We start from the raw sequence: 21,323 nt of genomic DNA on the forward strand, positions 1-21,323 counted from the left end.
ATTCATTAAGCAATATTTACATAATACAGTAAGCTGTTAAAAACATTACCCACTTATAAATGAGGATTTTAAAAATGTCAGAACATTTTTCAGTTGAACGCGGATTATTTGATGAAGTAATGGTGCCAAACTATGCACCTTCAGCGGTTATTCCTGTTCGCGGTCAAGGCTCTCGAGTGTGGGATCAACAAGACAAAGAATATATTGATTTTGCCGGCGGCATTGCCGTTAATGCTTTAGGTCACTGTCACCCTGCTTTAGTGGGTGCTTTAAAAGAGCAAGGCGAGAAAATCTGGCATTTATCAAATGTTCAAACTAACGAACCAGCATTACGTTTAGCTAAAAAACTAGTGGATAGTACTTTTGCTGAAAAAGTGTATTTTTGTAATTCAGGCGCTGAATCAAACGAAGCAGCATTGAAGTTAGCACGTCGTTGGGCATTAGACGTACATGGTGCTGATAAATCACAAATCATTGCTTTTAAGCAAGGTTTCCACGGTCGTACTTTCTTTACCGTTACTGTTGGTGGTCAAGCTGCTTACTCTGATGGTTTTGGCCCTAAACCAGGTGACATTGATCATGCTGAATACAACAACCTTGATAGCTTAAAAGCCTTAATCTCTGATAAGACTTGTGCGGTAATGATTGAACCATTGCAAGGTGAAGGCGGTATTGTTTCACCAACAGATGAATTCATTAAAGGTGTTCGCGCTTTATGTGATCAACACAATGCATTATTAATTTTTGATGAAGTTCAAACAGGTGTTGGCCGTTTAGGCGAGTTATACGCATACATGGACCTAGGTGTTACTCCTGACATTTTAACCTCAGCTAAAGGTTTAGGTGGCGGTTTCCCTATCGGCGCTATGCTTACTACTACAGATATTGCTAAGCACCTTAAAATTGGTACACACGGTAGTACTTACGGTGGTAACCCATTAGCTTGTGCTGTTGCTGAAGCAGTGCTTGATACAGTGAATACTGAGGAAGTTTTAGCCGGTATCAAAGCCAAGGCTAAAATTTATGTTGATGGCATAAACGCAATTAACGCTAAATATAATGTTTTCTCTGAAATTCGTGGCAAAGGTTTGTTAATTGGCGCGGTATTAAATGATAAATACCAAGGCCAAGCAAAAGCATTTTTAAATGCAGCTATGGCTGAAGGCGTAATGGTATTAGTTGCCGGCGCAAGCATTGTTCGCTTTGCCCCTTCACTAGTTATTCCAGATGAAGATATTACCCTTGGTTTAGCACGCTTTGAAAAAGCTATCGCTAGCTTAGTTTAATCCAAACTAGCCAATGCTAAAGCTAGCTATTTAAGTCACACCGATTTAAACAGCTAGCCTCCTCCTTTCATCGAGAGCAATTATGATCATTGTACGTCCTATTAAAAAAAGTGACCTTAAATCCCTATACCAAATTGCAGTTGACTCTGGTCATGGGTTTACCTCATTACCTGTGAATGAACAGTTACTTCAACAACGTATCAGCAAAGCCGAAGAATCTTTTGTTAAAGACGTTAGCCAACCCGGCAACGAAGGTTATCTTTTTGTTATGGAAGATACCGAAACAGGTAAAGTTGTAGGTACCAGTGGCATTGAAGCAGCGGTAGGTTTAGACGATGCTTTTTATCATTACCACTTAGGTAAAGTTGTGCATAGCTCACGTGAGCTCAATATTTACAATACTGTTGAAACGCTGTCTTTGTGTAATGATTACACTGGCGCCAGTGAAATTTGTACTCTGTTTTTAAGTGACAGTCATCGTAAAAATAACAACGGCCGCTTTTTATCGCGTTTTCGTTTTCTGTTTATTGCCGAGCACCAAGAACGTTTTTCTGACACCATTATTGCAGAAATGCGTGGTATCTCAGATGAGAACGGTAGCTCACCATTTTGGCAGTGGCTTGAAGAACACTTTTTCTCTATGGACTTCCCTACTGCTGATTATTTGACTGGTATAGGTAAAAAAGTATTTATCGCTGAGTTAATGCCTAAGTACCCAATTTACGTGAATTTGCTCAGTAAAGAAGCACAAGATGTAATTGATAAAGTACATCCTAAAACGGTGCCTGCACTGCGCTTATTAGAAGCTGAAGGGTTTGCTAGACGCGGTTATGTCGATATTTTTGACGGTGGTCCAACCGTTGAATCACACGTTAACAACATTAGAACAGTAAATCATAGTAAGCGTTGCCAAGTAATTATAGGTGAAGTGCAATCTACTGATAATTACATTATCTGTAATAGCCAGGTTGAGAACTTTAGAGCCACGCAAGCACCACTTTCGTTACGTGATACCGCCAACCAAGTGGTTATCAGTCAAGAAGTTGCTGATGCATTAATGGTTAAAGAAGGCGATTGGGTTCGCTTAGTAGCAAACTAGCGCCAAATTAATACCTAGCTACGCAGACTTTTTGCTTAGCAAAACAACTTCACGATTTAGCGTGGCTATCATTTATCAATGAAGCCACTGATCAAATTACTAATGGTGACAGCGACACTCTCTGTCACCACTATCAATGAGAAGGAAATACCATGTCTCACACAAATCCAGTTCAATTTATTAATGGTCAATGGCAAGCAGGTTTAGGTCATGATGTTAGTTCATCTAACCCCGCGCGTAATGAAGTTATTTGGCAAGGTAAAACAGCCAGTGCTGAGCAAGTAAACGAAGCGGTATTAAGCGCTCGTAAAGCATTTGAAAGCTGGGCAAACATTAGCTTAGAAGAACGTGTAGCTGTGGTAACAAAATTTGCTGAGTTATTAGCTGAAAACAAAGATGCCTTAGCAACAACCATTGCCTTAGAAACAGGCAAGCCAAAGTGGGAAACTACTGGTGAAGCAGGCGCTATGGTAGCTAAAATAGCTATTTCTCTTAAAGCTTACAACGAGCGTACGGGTACAGTTGAAAACCCTATGCCTGGCGCCAAAGCCTTTATCCGTCACAAACCTCACGGTGTTGTTGCTATTTTTGGCCCATATAACTTCCCTGGTCACTTACCAAATGGCCATATAGTGCCAGCATTAATTGCCGGTAATACTATTGTATTTAAGCCAAGTGAATTAACGCCTCGTGTTGCCCAAGAAATGTTAAAACTTTGGGAACAAGCTGGTTTACCTAACGGTGTTATCAACCTAGTTCAAGGTGAAGTAGACACAGGTAAAGCTCTTGCTAGCCATAAACTTATTGATGGTTTGTTTTTCACTGGTAGCTCTACTACTGGTCACGTATTACATGAACAATTTGCCGGTCAACCAGGTAAAATCCTTGCATTAGAAATGGGTGGTAATAACCCACTTGTTGTTAAAGGTGTTAGCGATATTGATGCTGTTGTACACGACATTGTGCAATCTGCTTTTGTTACTACTGGCCAACGTTGTACTTGTGCACGTCGTTTATTCATTGAAGCCAATGAACAAGGTGATGCTATTTTAGCTCGTCTAATCGAAGTGACTAAAAACTTAACCATTGGTTATTATGATGATAAAGAGCAGCCATTTATGGGCTCTATGATCTCTGAAAAAGCTGCTCTTAGCTTAGTAGATGCACAAGCAAAATTACTCGTGCTTGGCGCAACGTCAATTGTTGAGCTTAAGCACCTAGAAGCAGGTACTGGTTTTGTTTCACCGGGCATTATCGATGTTAGTGACATTATTGCTGATATCCCTGATGAAGAATACTTTGGTCCTCTTGTGAAAGTTTATCGTTACACTGATTTCGATAAAGCTATTGATGAAGCTAATAACACTGGTTTTGGTTTATCTGCTGGTTTGTTATCTGACAGCGAAGAGTCTTACAACCACTTCTTTACTCGCATTCGTGCCGGTATTGTTAACTGGAACAAGCCTATTACGGGCGCAAGCAGCGCAGCACCATTTGGTGGTATTGGCGCTAGTGGTAACCACAGAGCCAGTGCATTTTATGCCGCTGATTATTGTGCCTACCCTATCGCTTCTGTAGAAGCGACAAAAGTAAGCTTACCTGAAACTTTAACACCTGGTATGAAATTCTAAATGCAAAACGACAATACACTTACTTCACAAGAACTTACCGACATTAACGGTGATGAATTTAATCAAGCTTACCAGCAGTTTCTAAAAGCTGGCGACTTTATCTCGTTAACACGCCAGTTTGAGCTAGGTTTTGAGCAAGCTGGTCGAGATAATCAACTCAGCTTTAGTGTTAACAAAGCGAAAGTTAGCTTATTGGATACTGGTATCTTGTTAGTTGAGCCTGAAAACTCAACGAAGCCAAGTAAGTCTATTGTCATTTCATCTGCCATTCATGGTAATGAAACTGCACCTATAGAAATCGTGCAACAATTGATTAGTGATATTGTTGCACAAAAAATTCAAGTAAAGCACCGTACTCTATTTATCATGGGCAACCCTGTGGCGATGAATATTGCCAAGCGCTTTCAAACAGAAAATTTAAACCGCTTGTTCTGTGGTAAACATAAAGATATCTCCCCTTGTTTTGAAAAAGATCGCGCTGAAAAGCTAGAGACTTATGTCAGTGATTTTTTCAATACTGGCACGGACGTTAGTGATAGCGAAGTAACGAATTATCATTATGATTTGCATACAGCGATTAGAAATTCAAAACATGAAAAATTTGCTATTTACCCTTATCAAGGTGATAAACCTTGGGACAAAGAACAGCTAAGTTTTATGGCTGGGTGTGGGGTAAATACTATTTTATTTGGTCATGGAGCTACTGGCACATTCTCTTATTACAGTAGTGCTAATTTTTCAGCCCATGCGTTTACCGTAGAGTTAGGTAAAGTTAGAGCTTTTGGTGAAAATAACATGGCTAACTTCGCTGCCATGACAGAAAAGCTAACCGCGCTTATTTGTGATGAAGACTTATTATTAAAAGACTTTGATAATAAAGACTTTAACTTATATACAGCCCTTGGTGATATCACTAAGATTAGCGATAATTTCAAGCTATTTATCGGTGATGATGTTAGTAATTTCACTGATTATCCGGTAGATACTCTATTATCGACTGATACTGAACAAGAGTACCGAACAACACTAGCTGGTGAGAGCATTGTCTTTCCAAATGCAAAAGTGGGCAATGGTCAACGTGCGGTATTAATGGTGGTGCCAACAACACTATCATAAGCTATTTTGCTATATAGACCTTTGTTACAAAGGTCTATTGATTCACACGAACTAAAAACGCTACACTAACTGCTATACTCAAACAGAAGTACTATTCATCAGCAAAGGTAAGTACAGTTATTATGGTTACAGACACTGACGGTTATATTCAAATTATTGAGTACCTTACAGAACATCTCAGCTTATTTGAAAACTCAACAGCGCCCGAAAAAGCTAACGAAACCGTAATGTCAGCCATTGAAGTTGAACTGTGCGAACAAATCATCAGTGTTTGTAGTCAAAACCAAGATTTAACCTTTAATCAACGTAATGCCATTATTCGTGAAGTTGATGCCATAGTATATGATTTAGAAGAGATCCTCTCTGGTGTAATCAACAACCCAGTTAATGATGCTCAACAAGCTTTCATAAAAGAATTTGCGGGTTTAATCAAAAACCTGTTTGATAGCGTAATCCATAAAGACTAGCCCAAACAGGGTTACTTAAATAGCTTGTGTTAATTCAACGCAGTGCCCTATTACAATGACTTAGACACATTCCAATTGATGGTTATACATCAACTTGGGCAACCCTTTGACAATAATAACAAGAAGAGTAGACGATGAAAGCACAAGTAAAATGGTTAGGTGAAGAATTATTTATGGGTACCACAGAGAGTGGTCATACTATGGTATTAGACGCTAATGGTGGCAATTTAGCACCAAGCCCTATGGAAAGTGTATTAGTTTCCCTTGGTGGTTGTTCTTCGGTAGATGTAGTCAGCATATTAAAGAAAACTAGACAAAAAGTTAGTGGTTGTCGTGTGGAACTTGATGGTACACGTGCCGATAGCGTGCCAGCGCTGTTTGAGAAAATTCACTTACATTTTGTTATCACCGGCACTGATGTTGCTGCAAAACATGTCGAACGTGCGGTAAGCTTATCTGCTGACAAATATTGCTCTGTCGCTTTAATGTTAAATGCAAAAGTTGAAATTACTCATGACTTTGAAATAATTGACCAGTAAAGTCATTTATCTGTATGAAAATTGATAATAAAATCCCCCTGTATGGCTTTAATAACTTAACCAAAAGTTTAAGTTTTTCGTTATACAGGGTGCATTATTTACCTTCGGCTCAGTCCGTTAAAAACTATAACATCTACATCAATAACACCTATAACAGCCAAAACCTTGAAGTTTTACTGACTAAAATTTGTCACGCCATCGGTGGTAATGTATTAAATATAGCTAGCCAAGATTACATTCCCCAAGGGGCGAGTGTTACTTTAATGATATCTGAAGAAGCAAAACCTGAGTCTTTAGTTGCTCATCTAGATAAAAGTCATTTGTGTATTCATACCTATCCAGAAGAAACAGCACAAAATGGCATAGCTATTTTTAGAGTCGATATTGAACTATCAACCTGTGGCGTTATTTCACCGTTAAAGGTATTAGATTATGTGATTGAGGCCTTCTCCGCCGATGTAGTCGATATAGACTATCGCGTTCGAGGCATGACACGTGATGAAAATGGGCAGAAACACTTCTGCGATCATGATATTGCTCAAATTAGTGATCACTTAGCCAAAGGTACCCTTGAGAATTATCGACTAAAAGACAGCGTTATGACAACACATAACTTGTTTCATTGTAAATTAGCCAGGCGTATTATCGACTTGAATAAGCACCTCTTTGGTTTGGGTGAAAATGAGCTGGCAAGCGCTCAACAAGCAGATGTTGTAGGCGCACTGAAGTTAGAGCTCAACGAGCTTTTTATGTCGTAATGTATCAAGTGTTCGTTCAACCGATACCTAAACAAACCCCCTCTAAACTGCGAGGTTTTCTCAGGTTAAGCCCGAAAAAAATAGCCATTATCGCACTATTGCTGCCTGGGTTTGTATTTCAGTGTTTAGCAGATGAAATTAACAAAGAAAACAGCAAAGAAAACAGCAAAGAAATAATACAGATAAGTGCCATCGATTGGTGTCCACAAATTTGTCTAGATAAAAACCGTCCTGGTTATGTGATAGAACTAGTCAAAAAAATATTTGAAGATACGCCATATAAATTAGAGATTGATATATATCCGTGGTCACGCGCCATTAAAAATGTATCTTTAGGTAAAGCCGATGCTTTATTATCACCAGCCAAAAGTGAGGCTCCCAACTTACTTTATCCGCAACTAGCTGTTGGTTATCAACAAATGTGTTTTTTTACTCTCGCTGAATCGACATGGCGCTATGAAGGGGTTAGCTCTCTAAAGGGCTTGCAAATAGGTATTGCCACTGATACTTCGATTGAAGAGCTAAATAGTTATGTTAAAAGCCACCTGTATCAATTTCAATTCCAGCCATATCACGAACGCTACTTAGCGCAAAGCTTTGCTAAACTTGAGAAAAAGCGCATGCATAGCTTTCTGTTTACTAAAAACAGTACACTCTTTGCTCTACATAAACAGCACAAAAAAAATAGCATTAAAGTAGCTGGCTGCGTTTCGAAAGCCCCTATTTATATGGCATTCACTCCCATCAATACAAAAAAAGACAAAATAGCTGAGATAATGTCTGTTTTTGATAAAAAATTAACTGCCTTGAAAAAAACTTCATATATTAATAAGTTAATGATTTCATATCACTTATCAACTGACAGCTAATTTAATAACCTTTGCAATAAAAAATCAAAGACCTTAATTACTCGCTAACTCGGCAAAAAATCTATTGCCCAGATAGTCACCACAATGCCAACACTTTCCTCACTAAACTTAATAGCACGTAAGATCATAGTCAGTTGGCGCTCTAACTTAGGGTTATTTAATTCACTTGATTTAATGGTTACCTTGTTCACTTTGCCTGAAGGTAAGATCTCTAACTCAAACAATACTTTGCCTTTTAAAAAAGGGTCTTTACGTAACGCACGATTGTAACGTGCATAAAGACGAGATTTATTTGCTTCAAGTGTTCGCCTTAAAACCACTTCGGAGCGCTGTCCTGATTTTTGTGCTGCTAATGACTCTGCAACTGCGGTATCAGTACTTGCTAATATCTCCTCTGCAGATAAACGAACTTGTTGAGAGTTCCTCGTACTTAGCTCAGCACTTGCCACTGTTTGAGTAGTATTAGCAGCAGAGAGTGTTGAACTCTGCGTACTGGCGGCAGCTGCCAGTAACTTACGCTGAACTTTAACTTCATTTGCACTCGATTTATTTAACTTTGTTGTGCTCGCGGGTTTTACCTCAAAGGCATCGCGCATTGCAAAAAGTTCATCTTTCATCGCCGCTAAACCCGATGATTGGGCTTTTTGTTTTGCTGCTTGTCGTTTAGTCTTTGGTGGCTCAACTTTTTTCTCTTTTTTGTCTTTTATTTCCTCAGGCTTTTTATCCTCTATCGGTTTTTCTTTTTCAGGGACTGGCAGCTTTTTTTCTTTTAGCATAATTTTTGCTAGCTGTACTGGTACCTTTTCTTTTACTTCACGTGATACTTCAACTTGCTCAATAAAAGGTACAACTACCGCTATCAGTAAATAAAGACCAATTAGAATTTGTAAAATTCGGGTGAACTTTTTATCTTGAGTAGTATCCTGAAATACGTTGATATAATCATCGCTATTCTTAGGTGCATGACTAGGTAAAGGATTCGATGCAAAAGTGGCTGTTGTCATTATTAGCCCCTTTTTATCTTACTTTTAGCTACCTGTTTAACAGCTAAAGACATATTACGATAATCACTGTCAGCACAAGCTGCCATGATCTGTTTCAATACTTGATACGGCACACTAGCATCACCAATAATAGTAACCGCACGACCATTTTTAGTTTCGTTGTCGGTTAATAACGGACGCTTTGTCGACAAGTAACTTAATTCAGTTTTTATAGCCTTGATAAGGCCAGAATTAAGCTCTTCAGTCACTTTTTTTATTGCATCTTCTTGCTGCCATATAACTCGCTCTTGTATCATTATGCTTTGTGGTAGCACGGTAATTAATACATTTTCAGCCGGCATTTCTTCAGCAATAGACACTGGTAAGTTTATTTCTTTAGTATTTTGCAGTACCCGAACTTCTGATTGGTTAACAATAAGAAAGAATACCAAAATAGTGAAGATATCCATCAACGAGACTAGGTTCAACTTAGAGCCAGCACTAAAGCGCTTATGATGCTTTGCTAAACGTTTCGCTTTAAAAGACTGCTTCATGGCTTACTCCCCGTATTAGTCTCAGCTTGCATCCCTGATTGAACCTCTGATTCAGTCGTGATTGCTTCAGGAGCATCTCCTAAGGATATCTGTGGAAAAAGCTCAGCATCAACTAAGTTTGCAGCAACTACCGCTTTAAAAGAGCGTACAGTGTCCATAGTCGATACTATCGTTTGATAATCGATTTCTGGCGCAAGTAACAAAACAATGTCACTTTTATCGTGCTTATTTTGCTGAAAGGTTAATTTCAAGTCCTGCAAATAAGTCGACAGCTTAGCAAACTGATAACCTTGTGCTGTTTTATCAAATTTCTTCAATAAAATGCCCGCAGGATAGTTCAAATCAAAACCTGCTTGGGTGATTATTAATTCCAAAACTTTAGGCTCATCTTTAGGATTATTTGCGGCTTGCGTTGCAGCGGGCAGCTGTAAGTTTAAAATACGTACTTGAGAAAATACCAAACTCAACAGCAACACCGGCACTAACACAATCATCAAGTTCATAAATGAAGTGATATCGAGCTCTGCTTCTGGGGTATTAATGCGACGACGACGTCTCATTTGCTTAGCCTCGGTGTTCGTCAGACGACTGACCAAAAGAAAGCGAGTTTAATAATTTGATGCCTGCCATTTCTAATGAATCAGCTATAGCGGCAGTTTTCCCCATTAAACTGGTGTGAAGTAATATCAACGGGATCGCGGTGATCAAACCAAAAGCGGTGGTATTCATCGCCACTGAAATACTTGAAGAAAGCAAGTTAGCTTTTTCAGCAGGATCAGCATTAGCAACCGCAGAGAAAGCCGCGATTAAGCCCATAATAGTACCAAGCAAACCAAGTAATGTGGCAATGTTAGCTAACACGGCTAGAAATGGCGTACGTTTTTCAAGACGTAACATATACTCCATCATCGTTTCTTCCATGGCGTATTCTACATCTTCTCTTCGTTTTACCGACTTTAAACGGGCAATGCCTGATTGTAGTACATCAAGTACTGGTGCTGAATTTTCTTTGGCGTATTTGCTAATGGTCTCAATATCACCTTTTTTAAGTGAATCTTTCAGTAGAGCAAAGGCTTTACGGTTGGTTCTTAATGCTGCACTTAAATAAATCCAACGCTCTATACTAATAGCTAAACCAATCACTAAAACTAAGGCGATAGGGTAAATAAATGTTCCACCCGTTTGTAAAAAAGTGATGATGCTGTCGATAATACCCATGTTGCTTTCCTTTATATTTTTATAATAATGTTTTTAAATTTTTGCGGTTAGTTTTTTATAGCCTTGAAATTTGAGGCTATAAACGTAATTTCATAATAATTTATTGTTCTGTTTTTATCGCTGTTACACTTTATTTCTTTCTTTAGTCATGGCTTAAGGCTTTACAGCGAGTTGCTTATTCGCAAAAAATCGTACTTGCTCTTTAAATACCTTAGGATTAATCGGTTTGAAATGGGGTAACTTTATTGTGCGTTTTTTACCTTTCACTTCAATGACCTGATCAACACCTTGCCATGGCATGATATAAATAACATTAGGCTGCTCTTGCGAGCCTTTTACCTGACTTTGAATGATCAGTGGTGCATTCTTCTTTACCTTAATATTGCTAGTATTATTTGCTAATGGATTAACCTCGGCAGACTGCGCCATTTGAGGTAAAAAGAACCAAGTCGTCAAAGCTAACATCATATGTTGCAAATACTTATTCATGATTCGGCTCCTCACTTGGCGGCGCGGTTTTATTATCAATGCTCTGTTCATCATCTGAATTCAGTTCAACAGACGCTTCGGCTATCTGTGCTTCCACTAACGTAGGGACAGCTTTAGGAATTTCTAAACCAGCCCGTTTTATTTTTATTTCTAATCCTGCCAGCCAACGTTTTACTTCTTCATCATCACTGTTTAACAGGAGGTATGAACAATAATAACCATGAGCTTCAAGTAAACGACCGCGATAAAGCTCTAATAAAATAGCCATACTGGCATGCGCCTCAGCAAAGTCAGGCCAGATAGCCAGAGCTGCTAAGTAGCTTTGCTCGGCTTGCTCAAATTTTCCCTGCAAACGATAAACCTTTCCCTGTAAGTGGTGGGCATACAAATTAAGGCTATTAGCTGCAATCGCTTTATTAAGTAATACTTGCGCTGCTAGCAACTTACCTTCTTGTTTAACAATTATCGCTTTATTAACATAACTGCCTGATAATTGCGGTTGAGCCAAAATCACCTGGTCAAACAGTGCTTGTGCTTGCGGCCACTTTTTCTCTTCCATCAAGCTAATTGCTTGTTGGTAATCTTTAAGCACGTTCGCAGCAACAATTATCGGATTATCAGCTTGTTGCTGTAAATACAGATTGATAGCTGGTTCTCGCTTGCTTTGTGGGGTTCCCTCTGTTGCATCATTGCCTTTAATTAAACTTTCTTTGCTAATGCTTTCATCAACAACAAGAGGCGTTGTTACACCATTTTCTTGGCTTTCATGCTCTGTTGGTTTTGAACTACAAGCACTCAGCCATAATGCTAACGTTATAGCCATAACAACCGCTTTGGTTGATATTCTTGAGTCAATTAATTTAGTTGGCTGCAACACTTGACGACCACCAGTAGCGTTAGTAAATAGCTTGAATAACATGACTCTTACGTTCCTGTTTATTATATTGTGCAGGGTCTAACTCAGCCAGTGCACTAAAACTTCGCTCAACCCAAGCATCAAATACGTTTTGCCAAGCTCGCTGAGCATTGTTGGTATGTATTTCAATCGCTTTGTCTTCAAAAGGGATAGCGATATCCTCCAATAGAAACTCATATTCTTCTAACGCCAATTCATCAAGATCATCAGGTCGCTCTGAAGACATAATATCGCTCGCCAATAAACCATACATGGTAGCTAAATTAAACGAAGCCTGCGGTACAAATTCAGCTAGTTGATAACTTAAAACCTTTTGATAATAGTCAATCGCTGATTTCATCGCAGACTGCTTACGTTTTAAACTTTTATTGAGCGGTAGTTTTAGCTTTGTCCAAGTAAAGGTTTGCTGATGCGCTTTACCTAGACCTAATGCCGCAAAAGACGCTAAATATTCAGCTCTTGCGGTAATCTCAGTCTTTGAATTTCTTAGTTTGATATCATGATATTTAACAATTTTACGATACCAAAAATACTGTTTGTTCGTATCCTTCTTCTGCTGATAAAACTCACTGAGCTTTAAACGTACTTCTTGTGCAACAACAAAAGGTTCAGGGTACTTATGGGCATAAGTGCGGTAAGTGGTTAACGCTTTATCGGTATTGCCCGCTTTTTGGTAATATTGTGCTGCGCTATATTGTGCTTCTCGTTTTAGCTCACTAGAAAAACCAGCGGCTTCAACACCATTAATCATCATTAATAATTGTGCTGCGGCTAACTGCCACTGACCAGTATTCTCATAAGCATTGGCTAATTTCGCTGAAATTGAACGGCTATATTCGTGACTTGGATAGCGCTTTTTAAAATCAGAGAGTACCTCTATGCCCTGTCGCCATTTCTTTTGCGCCAACAAAATATTACCGGCATCGAACTCTGCATTTAATCTATATGATGACTCAGGTACAACTTTCCCAACCCGTAAATAATCTTGCACGGCTAACAATGGTTGCTCTTTTGCTAAAGCTTGCGCTTGGAAATAGATACATGATGCCAATAACTCACGCATTTCTTTATACTTTTTCCTTTGTACATTATTAGTACTTTTTACATAGCTAATGGCTAGCTGGTAAGCCGACTCGGCCTGAATATAATATTTTTGTTGATAAAAACTATTCGCCTGTAATTGACTGGCTATTTGTACCTGCTGCTGAGCTATTTTTGTTAATTTAGCTAACTTAATTGGTAAATAAACTTTCGGCTCTGGCGTTGTTGTCGATTCTGGGGAGGGGAAAGGTATAACCAAATGACTTTGCAGGATAAAGTCACTGTAATATTTTACCGCCAGGTGATCTTTAGCGCTATAAGCATACTGCGTCGCTTGTGTTGCTAAACTTAAAACACGACTATCTTTTGGATAACTGGCAACAAATTGTTGATCAAGCTGATTACGCGTTAATAACAAGGCTTTCTGCTTATCACTTAAACCTGTTGTAGTTAAAGAATCTGTCGTTTTAACCTTAGCTTCTTTAAGCATTTGTCGGGTAGTTAATGTTGCCGCATAAGCTGCCTCAAGGCGTAACTTATTTGCAGCCTTGTTTGTGCCCTCTATTTGACTCACCGGCATTTGATTAAATGTTAAAGGTTTTGATCCTATAATTTTACCTAAAGTGACTTTAAACTCTTTTTGATAGGCGATAAGTTGATAAGTGCTTAATGCTTGCGGATACTGTTGAGCTTCAAAATTAGCATCGGCAAAGAGTAATTCATCCGCTAACAAGCTTTTACTCAATTTAGGTTTATTTTTCTGGTAATTCGCCTGTGGAAGTTTCGCCAATGATAAGTAAGTTTCAAGTGCAAGGCTGGTATTTATAAACGCTATTCGGCGCTTATTTTTAGTCGTTAAGCGTTGCGCTTGGGCATAAAGTCGGCGGCTGTGCTGGTAACTAAAGTCTAATAAGTGAGGTAAAATTTCATCATTAATTTCACGCTGAGTTAAACTTTCATTAACCTTAGCAGCGTGTGCCTTCTGCCAAAAAGTACTTTGAAGACCAAATTGTTTTACGTAGTTTTGTTTTAACGTTCTACTTGCGCTGTATTTCCCTTGTTGCTCAAGCAACGCTAGTAATTCCAATGAATAGCGCGCCGCCCAAATACTATCTGGCTCTAGAGTGATATAAGCTTTATATACTAACTCGGCATCATATTTAAGCTCATTACTAATTAAGAAATCCGCCAGGTTTTTAAAGAGAATATGACGGTAAAGCTGTAAGTTAGTCAGGCCTTGTTGCTGTTTTATTAGTGCAACCAGGGATTCAGACTGTTGCTGCTGACTCAAGGAAATACTTAAAACACGTTGTATATCTGCCACTAAACTAGTGTAGCGAGGGTTGAGTTTATCAAAACTAAAATCATCTTGATAAGCATGTAGTTTTTCTTGTTCAACGATATAATCAAGCAAGGAGATAAACTCAATATCAGCATCACTTAAGCGATTTAACTTAAAAAGCACCCAAGCTGACATATAACGACTATTGATGTAATAAGTACCATTATTAGCCGCAGTATTTACTGCTTTACTTACCGAGGAATAAGCTTGCAACGCAGCAGGGTAAGCTTGAAAATTATAATAAATATCGCCGCGTCTGAAATGTAATTCATCGCTATATTGACTGTGCGGATATTTAGCGAGTAGAGCCTCCATTTGCACTAAGCTTGCTTTAGACTTGCCCTGCAAATCAAGCGCTTTAGCCAATTGATATTGCATCCATTCATTATCACTTCGCTCAGGGAATCGAGTAATTAAGTCTTGATAGGATACTATCAATGCATTGAGCGCTGCATCCGATTTTTGCAATCCTTGCTCGTCAGTAAATGCTTGATCATCAATTAACTCATAAGCTTGGGTATTCATTTGCACTATACGGTATTCTATTTGTGCTCTTACTTCCTCGTCAGGCTCTAAGGTCAATATTGTTTGGTATAACTGTGCTAGTTTGCTGGCTCTTTGCGAACGACTTAAAGTAATCGCATCAATCTCAATTGATGCTTGATCATTGGCCAAGTCGGCTAAAGTTTTTCGTGTTGAATTACCATTTTCTGGTGTACTTTGACAACCCAATAAAACGAAAGAAAACACGGCAATTAACGCTAACTTTAACCACGAGTGGCTTACTAATAAAAAGTGACCTGCCTTTTGAAAAACTAACAACATTAACGGCCCCCCGCTATTGTCGATATTTTTTCTGGCGTAATTAACTTAGCGGACGGCGCTAATTTCAGTGATAACCTTTTATCTGCTTTTGCCATACGCTCCAATACTTTTGCCATGCCTTGGCGAGTACTAAGTAAGTGCTCGGCTAACACAACGCCCTGTTCATCGATATAAAGTCTAACTTTTTCTCTTATTTTTACACTGAGCTTTTCACGTAAGAGCTCAAATTGCGATAACAACAACTTTATCTTTTGCACACTCTGCTCATGCTTTTCAATACTAAGCTTTAGAGTTCCTTGGCTATTTGATATTTTTGTAACTTGATTTTTCTGTTGGGTAACGCCAGCGATAGCGCTATCTAATTGCTGCAATTGCTTTTTACGTTGCCAAGAACGCTGAGGATATTGCTCTGCTAGTTGCCATGACAATACTCCCGTCACTCGTGCTAAACGTTCTTTATATTCTTGGGTGTTTTTCTTTTCGCCAATAGCAGTCAATACGGTATTGCTTCGCTCTATCCGATCAAGCCAGTGACTTTCTTCTTCGTTTGCAAATGCTGTACTTTGTTTATTCGCTAATTGCTTGGTAAGTAATTTAGCCAAACGGTCTCGTTCACTTTTCAGCTGTGCAAAAACGCCTTGTTGAGCACGTATTGTTTGAGCAGCAATAATATCTGCTTTGCGTTGTTGATTAAGTCTGATAATTTCAGCCAACCAAACTGTTTTATCAAGTAAAATATCTAACTTTGCTGTTTGTTTATCAATAACCGTTAAGCCTTGGTATAAACTAGCTAACTCTGCATCATATAGCGCTTGCTGTAACCAGACCGATTGCGGCAGATAATCGGATGTCTGCCCTGAATTATGCTTACTCAGTTGAGTCAGTTGACTAATCGTATTTATCGAACTTGGCTTATTCGATGCTGAGAAGTCGAGTAAGTTGCGGTTCTTGTCAAAAGAAGTAGAAAATTCAACAAGGTCTTGTTGCTGCTTTAGAAAAAAATGTTCCACCGATTGATAAACACTAACACCTTGAGCAAGTGATTGCTGCTCGCTCACCTGCTGTGCTAATAACTCAGCCGACTGCCAACTAAGCTGAGAGTAAGGGTAGTTTTTATAATGTAAGTTTAATAAATGAAAGGCGATATCGTATTGCTGAACTTGTTGACTAGCAAAGGCAAATAAAAATAATGCCGACTCAGCGTAAGGGCTTTGCTCTGGAAAGGTTTTTAATTCGCTAAAGGCTAGATTATAACGTTCTTGACTGATATAAATTTGTGCCAGTAACAGTTGTGCATAATCTTGAATCGCTTGTTCCTGTAAAACAGCCATTTTTTTCTTTTCATTTCTGCTAGAGAAACTTGCTTCATCCAAAAATAATGTTTTCCAAAAGTTACGCTTTTCTTGATACCACTTGCTGACTTTAATTGTTGTTAATGCCTTAATGGCTGATTCATATTGTGCTGCATCAAGCTGAGCTAATTCAATTAACCTTAATGCTTCATTTAATTGAATATAAGGGGTGCTTGCATTATAACTTTCATCAGTAATTTCAGAGGGATTCACCAGTAATAAAGAATTACCATCAGGCCAATAAGCCAACTGATTGAGCACATGGTATTCCTGATAATAGGTAGAGGATACCGACTTAATTCGCGCTAAAGTATCTCTCGCTTGGTTAATATCCCCATTTGATAGATATTGATTACTTAATGACAATAAGGCAATCAACCTTAATTCATTTGCTTTAGCTGATTTATCACTAGTCTTTGCTAATCGTTTTTCAGTATCAAGTAGGCTATCAAAATTAACTAGAGTTTCTTTCGCTTGCTGTAATAAGCCTGCTGACAGTTGTAAGCCTGCTTCGAATAAAGCAGAACGACTATCTAAGTGAGTTAATTTGGCCTTACTTTGTTCTACTTGAGATAACGCCAGCTCCTGCTCACCTTGAAAGTAAAAGTAAAGCGCCTGACGGTAATGTTTATCTTGTAGATCTGTTTTAATAACGGCTTTATTTTTTACATGTTGAGCGCTTTTTTCACTCTGATCATTTTGGCTATAGGCAGCGGCTGCCTGACCGGATAAGACCAGTAATAATGTAAGTAATAGAGTAAAGTTTTCTTTAATGCTCATAGTAAATTATAAAACCCATTCTTCAACAAACACTTGGCTTCTGTAGGTTTTAGTATCATCCACGACCTTAAGCTCAATCATCAAAGATTCATCGTCTTTGTCAAATTGATACTCTGCCGCTCTTTTTACCATACGCCCTTCTGAATCTACACCAGTAAAGATAGCCGTTAACTGATACTGTCCTATTTTCAGGTTTCCTAAATAGAGTTTTTGTATACCACCTTGCTCTAATGCTTCACGCTGCCTTTTGGTATATAAAAACCCAGCGACATCTTTATCGTTAATTTTTACTTCAACGCTATCAATGGCAAAAAATTGTCCTGTATCCACAGAAACAAAGACTGCAATTTGTGTACTCGCAGGAAATAATAAATCTTCCTCCAAGATAAACAGTTCTCTGTTGAGTTGCAGTACTTGAGACTTTAATTGTTCAAGTTGCTCTGCTATCTCAGTACTCGACTCTGTTGAAGTATTAGTCTCTGATGCAAAGCTATAGCAATTGAAACTAACAGCCAAGATCAAAACTGTGACTGTTTTAAAAAAATTATATATTTTCATATTAAATAACTACCTGAGCATTAATTTAAAAAGCATTTAAAAACTTTTAAAAGTAAAGACTATAAAAAATCCTAATAACATTAGCTGAAAAACCATAAAGAGGTTCAGTACCTACAACGTCGCCGGCAGTGGGGTCTCTAAAATTCTTATAATCGAATTTAATATAGTCCCACTGTAATGAAGCTTCTGAGCGTAAATCACCAAAAGAATATTTTTGCGGGACAAAGTAGGTAAAACCTACACCAACCGTAAGATCGTCAAACTCACTAAGTTCTTTGTCTCTGGCTAAATAGTTCTGTGCATCTTGATAAGCAAAAAGATCACTGTAGAAACTTGCTTGAGTTTGTTGGTAATGCCTCACTTTCAGCTCTATTTCAAAAACATCGGCTATAGGATGTCGATAGGAGACCTCAACATCGGTGGCATCTATTTGCCAACTATCACTAAAATAGCGGTAATGCACAAAAAGTGCAGCCCTATAAGGCAGATAATAACTGGCTGAAATTTTACTGGCAAAAGAATTACGGGTATTAGGGTAAACCTCGCTTTGATAACCCACGCCTGATGGCTGAGTGTTATCAATATAACGCACACTGCGATAAGGGTTATTTAAATACCCCTCGTCAGCAACCGCTTCAAAGTTTAAGTTCATTGACAAGTTACGCGTTAATATTTGGCTAATGCCCGCTCTTAAACGATATTGCTGACTTTGTTCGTTAAAAAACTCATCGCCATTACGTTTAACTTCATTATCGCTATAAGCTAACCCTAAGCTTAAGTTAGTTAAATCACCAAAGGTATCTTGTGAAATATTGAGGTTTATTGACTTGGCTAAATAATCACTTTCAGCACTTTGCCTAACGCTGATATCCATCAAGGTTTTTTCATGCAAATATTCGAGTCCTAACTGTGCTTCTTTGCGTTTTTCAGTATAGGGGCTTGCTGTACTCATCACATCGACCGAGGCCGACGAAATACTATCGACATAATAATAAGCCGATACAGCAAATGTTTCACTGGTCTTTTTACGCAGTAGGATTGCTGGTCCGTCAATTTTCATGCCGCCGCCATCATAGCTGTGATAAAGCACATCTATGCGATCGGGCTGGAGAACTGCGGCTTGTGATTCTTCACTTGTGATACATATAACAAGTAAAGCGATAACAAAGCTAAATAATACTGAGCGAATACTAATTACAGCCACATCCGCCCCCGCCAGTACCCTCAGCACCTCTTGATGACTCTCGCGCTTCATAAACATGAGCAATATGCATATTGGCAATAGGATGTCGGTTATTACTCATAATAGGATCAGCTAAGTTTTGTCGCTCATAAGGCTTTACCCAAGGCTCAATATTTATACTGGCACAACCGGTAACACTGACTACGCAGCAGCAAAGTAAAATTCGTAGCAATATTAGTTTTATTATCTTGCTCATCACTTATTCTCTGATCAGCTTTTTGATAGCTTTTGCATATTTCTTTTCATAACCCGGTTTATAACCTTTAAACGCATACCTGACCAAGCCATCCCTATCGACAATGATAGTTGTTGGCATAGCTTCAACTTGGTATGTCGCTGAGATAGTATTACTTGCATCGAAAAGTATGGGGAAACTTAGATTTAAATCGGCTAAAAAATCTCGTCCAGCTTGGTTTTCTTGTTCAACATTAATCCCCCAAACAGAAACCCCGAGATCTTGGTATTTGTTATAGAATTTTTGTAAAACAGGCATTTCTTTACGGCATGGGCCACACCAAGAAGCCCAGAAATTGATGACAATTATTTTACCACGCTGCTCAGCTAACTTAAGGTTAGTGCCTGCCATGCTTTTTAAGGTAAAGTCAGGCGCTGGTTTACCTAGTTCCAAGGCATTAGCATTGGTTGCAAATAAAAGCAAACTCACCAACAAGCTTTTCATAATGGTGGCGCTAAGTGAGAAAACGCGCAATTTACTGCTTTGCAGTGTTCTAATTTCAGCTGATAGTGGCATTCAATACATCCTTAAAAATTAATTTTCGGCTACTTTACTTGAAGTGAAGATTCGAAGTAAAACCGCTAAAAGTAAAAAGCAAATCCGGTAGTAAAATTTAAATTATGACTGGTTTTATTCTCACCAGTAATACTGGTATCAAAAATATAGTCACTCATAGCAATATCCCAAGTGAGCCAATCAGTCAGGAACACTCGGTAATTAGCCGTTAAATTAACAGTGAACTTTTCATCCCCGGCAAACTCCGTTGTACCACCACCTAATTCAATAGAAAAGATACTGTTAAGGGCAAAGTCTCTACCAAGGAAAACTTCACCGGGCATTAAGTTGTAACCTATATTTAAACCGTAATAACGCAACTTTCGCTGTTCGTCAGTAAGTAATGGCGGCACGTTCACTAGTTTTTCAAAACTCGTTTGACCCGCTTCAGATTGCCCATAACGTGCTTTAGCATAGAAAAATTCAGTAATATGGTAAGCGAAGTGAGCACTCACCCAGCCATTAGTTTCAAAGTCTTCAATAGACATCACACCTAATTGCACACCTAATTCAAAATTTTCATTATCTAAGATATCTTCAACTACGGTTCGTCTGTCAACATCGACATCAACCTCACCCGTTGGATCCTCGCTAAATTGAAGGAGCTCTACTGATTCACTGGCTCTTGTTGGTGTTACTAAACTCAGAGTTACCAATAAACTCAAAGACGTTGCTAAAAGAATACGCTGAAACCTAATTTCCATACTTTAATCTCTTCATTGTCATCTCTATCCGTTAATACTAACGAATACTTATATTCCGCTCGTAATAAAAAGTTTCGTGCTAAGTGATATTTTAAACCAAAGGCGGCACTCATTAGCGTATCTTGTCGCTTTTCGCTATCAACCAGAACGCTGTGTGGCCTCGTTTTAATCATCCCGCCACCTATAGCAAGATAAGGGGAAACTAATAACTCTGGCAGTGGCTGACTAATTAACATCATTTCATATAAATCACTATCTGAAATAGTGCCTAATGCCTTACCAACCGATAACTCACCACTAAAAACTGGAGTAAAAAGGTAGGCGATTTGGGCGTTGTAAAAATGTGCACCAGCAAAGTCACCATACATAACACCTGCTTCATAGTTTCTGCTTTGAAAGTCGCTCGATGATATTTCAGCGCTAGTCAGTTTGTCTCCTGCAAGCGTGGTTAAGCCTAATAGTTCATCTTGATGAAGCCAGCCAGTATTACCGCGTTTATCGGTAACTTTAAGCCAACTCGTTCTCTGTACCTGTATGGTTAGATATTCACCTTTTTCAACCACATGTAATACTGGATAACCAATACCTGGACCAGAATGTAATTCAACAAAGGCAACATCGATTAACAAGGAACGTTTACCTTGCTCTTCAGCCAATATCGGCCCATTGAAACAAAACATCAGTAAACACAACAGAGTTCGAGCCAATGTTCTGATCGCGGTCGTTAGTCTATTATTTAGTAAAAAATATTTCATTTATCAGC

22 protein-coding genes are annotated in these 21,323 nt (G+C 38.6%); 8 read left to right on the top strand and 14 right to left on the bottom strand.

Annotated features, from left to right (window positions below; genetic code table 11):
- Positions 1-74 precede the first annotated feature (74 nt).
- The 8 genes from GAB14E_RS13860 (at position 75) to GAB14E_RS13825 (ending at position 7,765) form a co-directional block, all read left to right on the top strand.
- Entirely contained in the window at positions 75-1,286 is a 1,212-nt protein-coding gene (locus GAB14E_RS13860) for an aspartate aminotransferase family protein (protein WP_033081882.1), read from the top strand.
- 82 nt (positions 1,287-1,368) lie between these two features.
- A complete protein-coding gene (gene astA, locus GAB14E_RS13855; RefSeq protein WP_033081883.1) occupies positions 1,369-2,385 on the top strand; it encodes an arginine N-succinyltransferase in 1,017 nt (338 codons plus the stop codon).
- A 152-nt stretch (positions 2,386-2,537) separates the two neighbouring features.
- The gene (gene astD, locus GAB14E_RS13850; RefSeq protein WP_033081884.1) at positions 2,538-4,016 is read left to right on the top strand and encodes a succinylglutamate-semialdehyde dehydrogenase; all 1,479 of its coding nucleotides are present in this window, start codon (positions 2,538-2,540) and stop codon (positions 4,014-4,016) included.
- Entirely contained in the window at positions 4,017-5,132 is a 1,116-nt protein-coding gene (gene astE, locus GAB14E_RS13845) for a succinylglutamate desuccinylase (protein ID WP_033081885.1), read from the top strand. It abuts the gene before it with no gap.
- A 122-nt stretch (positions 5,133-5,254) separates the two neighbouring features.
- Positions 5,255-5,599: a DUF3802 family protein gene (locus GAB14E_RS13840; RefSeq protein ID WP_033081886.1), complete on the top strand. Its 345-nt coding sequence runs from the start codon at positions 5,255-5,257 to the stop codon at positions 5,597-5,599.
- Between the two features lie 134 nt (positions 5,600-5,733).
- Positions 5,734-6,138 carry an OsmC family protein gene (locus GAB14E_RS13835; protein ID WP_033081887.1) on the top strand — a complete coding sequence of 135 codons (405 nt, stop codon included), beginning with the start codon at positions 5,734-5,736 and terminating at the stop codon, positions 6,136-6,138.
- 14 nt (positions 6,139-6,152) lie between these two features.
- Positions 6,153-6,896 carry an adenosylmethionine decarboxylase gene (gene speD, locus GAB14E_RS13830; protein ID WP_033081888.1) on the top strand — a complete coding sequence of 248 codons (744 nt, stop codon included), beginning with the start codon at positions 6,153-6,155 and terminating at the stop codon, positions 6,894-6,896.
- Positions 6,896-7,765, top strand: a complete 870-nt coding sequence (locus tag GAB14E_RS13825) for a substrate-binding periplasmic protein (RefSeq protein WP_033081889.1) — start codon at positions 6,896-6,898, stop codon at positions 7,763-7,765. The genes speD and GAB14E_RS13825 overlap by 1 nt, the downstream gene beginning before the upstream one ends.
- A gap of 44 nt (positions 7,766-7,809) precedes the next feature.
- Here GAB14E_RS13825 and GAB14E_RS13820 read toward each other — a convergent pair whose 3' ends face one another.
- The 14 genes from GAB14E_RS13820 to GAB14E_RS13760 form a co-directional block, all read right to left on the bottom strand.
- Entirely contained in the window at positions 7,810-8,769 is a 960-nt protein-coding gene (locus GAB14E_RS13820) for an AgmX/PglI C-terminal domain-containing protein (protein WP_033081890.1), read from the bottom strand.
- Between the two features lie 2 nt (positions 8,770-8,771).
- The gene (locus tag GAB14E_RS13815) at positions 8,772-9,302 is read right to left on the bottom strand and encodes an ExbD/TolR family protein (protein ID WP_033081891.1); all 531 of its coding nucleotides are present in this window, start codon (positions 9,300-9,302) and stop codon (positions 8,772-8,774) included.
- Positions 9,299-9,862, bottom strand: a complete 564-nt coding sequence (locus tag GAB14E_RS13810) for a biopolymer transporter ExbD (protein WP_033081892.1) — start codon at positions 9,860-9,862, stop codon at positions 9,299-9,301. Before GAB14E_RS13810 ends, GAB14E_RS13815 begins: the two co-directional genes overlap by 4 nt.
- A 4-nt stretch (positions 9,863-9,866) precedes the next feature.
- Positions 9,867-10,520: a MotA/TolQ/ExbB proton channel family protein gene (locus tag GAB14E_RS13805; RefSeq protein WP_197061181.1), complete on the bottom strand. Its 654-nt coding sequence runs from the start codon at positions 10,518-10,520 to the stop codon at positions 9,867-9,869.
- A gap of 153 nt (positions 10,521-10,673) precedes the next feature.
- A complete protein-coding gene (locus GAB14E_RS13800) occupies positions 10,674-11,009 on the bottom strand; it encodes a hypothetical protein (protein WP_033081893.1) in 336 nt (111 codons plus the stop codon).
- Entirely contained in the window at positions 11,002-11,928 is a 927-nt protein-coding gene (locus GAB14E_RS24065; protein ID WP_052093613.1) for a tetratricopeptide repeat protein, read from the bottom strand. Before GAB14E_RS24065 ends, GAB14E_RS13800 begins: the two co-directional genes overlap by 8 nt.
- A complete protein-coding gene (locus GAB14E_RS13795; protein ID WP_033081894.1) occupies positions 11,906-15,133 on the bottom strand; it encodes a tetratricopeptide repeat protein in 3,228 nt (1,075 codons plus the stop codon). The genes GAB14E_RS24065 and GAB14E_RS13795 overlap by 23 nt, the downstream gene beginning before the upstream one ends.
- Positions 15,133-17,265: a tetratricopeptide repeat protein gene (locus GAB14E_RS13790; protein WP_033081895.1), complete on the bottom strand. Its 2,133-nt coding sequence runs from the start codon at positions 17,263-17,265 to the stop codon at positions 15,133-15,135. The genes GAB14E_RS13795 and GAB14E_RS13790 overlap by 1 nt, the downstream gene beginning before the upstream one ends.
- A 6-nt stretch (positions 17,266-17,271) precedes the next feature.
- Positions 17,272-17,823 carry a hypothetical protein gene (locus GAB14E_RS13785; protein ID WP_033081896.1) on the bottom strand — a complete coding sequence of 184 codons (552 nt, stop codon included), beginning with the start codon at positions 17,821-17,823 and terminating at the stop codon, positions 17,272-17,274.
- Between the two features lie 46 nt (positions 17,824-17,869).
- Positions 17,870-19,027: a DUF3570 domain-containing protein gene (locus tag GAB14E_RS13780; protein ID WP_052093614.1), complete on the bottom strand. Its 1,158-nt coding sequence runs from the start codon at positions 19,025-19,027 to the stop codon at positions 17,870-17,872.
- Positions 19,014-19,262: a DUF4266 domain-containing protein gene (locus tag GAB14E_RS13775; protein WP_081967780.1), complete on the bottom strand. Its 249-nt coding sequence runs from the start codon at positions 19,260-19,262 to the stop codon at positions 19,014-19,016. The genes GAB14E_RS13780 and GAB14E_RS13775 overlap by 14 nt, the downstream gene beginning before the upstream one ends.
- A 3-nt stretch (positions 19,263-19,265) precedes the next feature.
- On the bottom strand, positions 19,266-19,817 hold the full coding sequence (locus tag GAB14E_RS13770) for a TlpA family protein disulfide reductase (protein WP_231562017.1): 552 nt from the start codon (positions 19,815-19,817) through the stop codon (positions 19,266-19,268).
- 65 nt (positions 19,818-19,882) lie between these two features.
- Positions 19,883-20,560: an outer membrane beta-barrel domain-containing protein gene (locus GAB14E_RS13765; RefSeq protein ID WP_033081897.1), complete on the bottom strand. Its 678-nt coding sequence runs from the start codon at positions 20,558-20,560 to the stop codon at positions 19,883-19,885.
- On the bottom strand, positions 20,530-21,315 hold the full coding sequence (locus GAB14E_RS13760) for an SH3 domain-containing protein (RefSeq protein ID WP_081967781.1): 786 nt from the start codon (positions 21,313-21,315) through the stop codon (positions 20,530-20,532). The genes GAB14E_RS13765 and GAB14E_RS13760 overlap by 31 nt, the downstream gene beginning before the upstream one ends.
- Positions 21,316-21,323: the final 8 nt, after the last annotated feature.

Origin of the sequence: Colwellia psychrerythraea (assembly GCF_000764185.1) — a bacterium.
GTDB lineage: Bacteria > Pseudomonadota > Gammaproteobacteria > Enterobacterales > Alteromonadaceae > Colwellia > Colwellia psychrerythraea_B.

Coding starts and splice junctions, on each gene's coding strand:
- GAB14E_RS13860 (WP_033081882.1), top strand. CDS start 75: ATGTCAGAACATTTTTCAGTTGAACGCGGATTATTTGATGAAGTAATG.
- astA (WP_033081883.1), top strand. CDS start 1,369: ATGATCATTGTACGTCCTATTAAAAAAAGTGACCTTAAATCCCTATAC.
- astD (WP_033081884.1), top strand. CDS start 2,538: ATGTCTCACACAAATCCAGTTCAATTTATTAATGGTCAATGGCAAGCA.
- astE (WP_033081885.1), top strand. CDS start 4,017: ATGCAAAACGACAATACACTTACTTCACAAGAACTTACCGACATTAAC.
- GAB14E_RS13840 (WP_033081886.1), top strand. CDS start 5,255: ATGGTTACAGACACTGACGGTTATATTCAAATTATTGAGTACCTTACA.
- GAB14E_RS13835 (WP_033081887.1), top strand. CDS start 5,734: ATGAAAGCACAAGTAAAATGGTTAGGTGAAGAATTATTTATGGGTACC.
- speD (WP_033081888.1), top strand. CDS start 6,153: ATGAAAATTGATAATAAAATCCCCCTGTATGGCTTTAATAACTTAACC.
- GAB14E_RS13825 (WP_033081889.1), top strand. CDS start 6,896: ATGTATCAAGTGTTCGTTCAACCGATACCTAAACAAACCCCCTCTAAA.
- GAB14E_RS13820 (WP_033081890.1), bottom strand. CDS start 8,769: ATGACAACAGCCACTTTTGCATCGAATCCTTTACCTAGTCATGCACCT.
- GAB14E_RS13815 (WP_033081891.1), bottom strand. CDS start 9,302: ATGAAGCAGTCTTTTAAAGCGAAACGTTTAGCAAAGCATCATAAGCGC.
- GAB14E_RS13810 (WP_033081892.1), bottom strand. CDS start 9,862: ATGAGACGTCGTCGTCGCATTAATACCCCAGAAGCAGAGCTCGATATC.
- GAB14E_RS13805 (WP_197061181.1), bottom strand. CDS start 10,520: ATGGGTATTATCGACAGCATCATCACTTTTTTACAAACGGGTGGAACA.
- GAB14E_RS13800 (WP_033081893.1), bottom strand. CDS start 11,009: ATGAATAAGTATTTGCAACATATGATGTTAGCTTTGACGACTTGGTTC.
- GAB14E_RS24065 (WP_052093613.1), bottom strand. CDS start 11,928: ATGTTATTCAAGCTATTTACTAACGCTACTGGTGGTCGTCAAGTGTTG.
- GAB14E_RS13795 (WP_033081894.1), bottom strand. CDS start 15,133: ATGTTGTTAGTTTTTCAAAAGGCAGGTCACTTTTTATTAGTAAGCCAC.
- GAB14E_RS13790 (WP_033081895.1), bottom strand. CDS start 17,265: ATGAGCATTAAAGAAAACTTTACTCTATTACTTACATTATTACTGGTC.
- GAB14E_RS13785 (WP_033081896.1), bottom strand. CDS start 17,823: ATGAAAATATATAATTTTTTTAAAACAGTCACAGTTTTGATCTTGGCT.
- GAB14E_RS13775 (WP_081967780.1), bottom strand. CDS start 19,262: ATGAGCAAGATAATAAAACTAATATTGCTACGAATTTTACTTTGCTGC.
- GAB14E_RS13770 (WP_231562017.1), bottom strand. CDS start 19,817: ATGCCACTATCAGCTGAAATTAGAACACTGCAAAGCAGTAAATTGCGC.
- GAB14E_RS13765 (WP_033081897.1), bottom strand. CDS start 20,560: ATGGAAATTAGGTTTCAGCGTATTCTTTTAGCAACGTCTTTGAGTTTA.
- GAB14E_RS13760 (WP_081967781.1), bottom strand. CDS start 21,315: ATGAAATATTTTTTACTAAATAATAGACTAACGACCGCGATCAGAACA.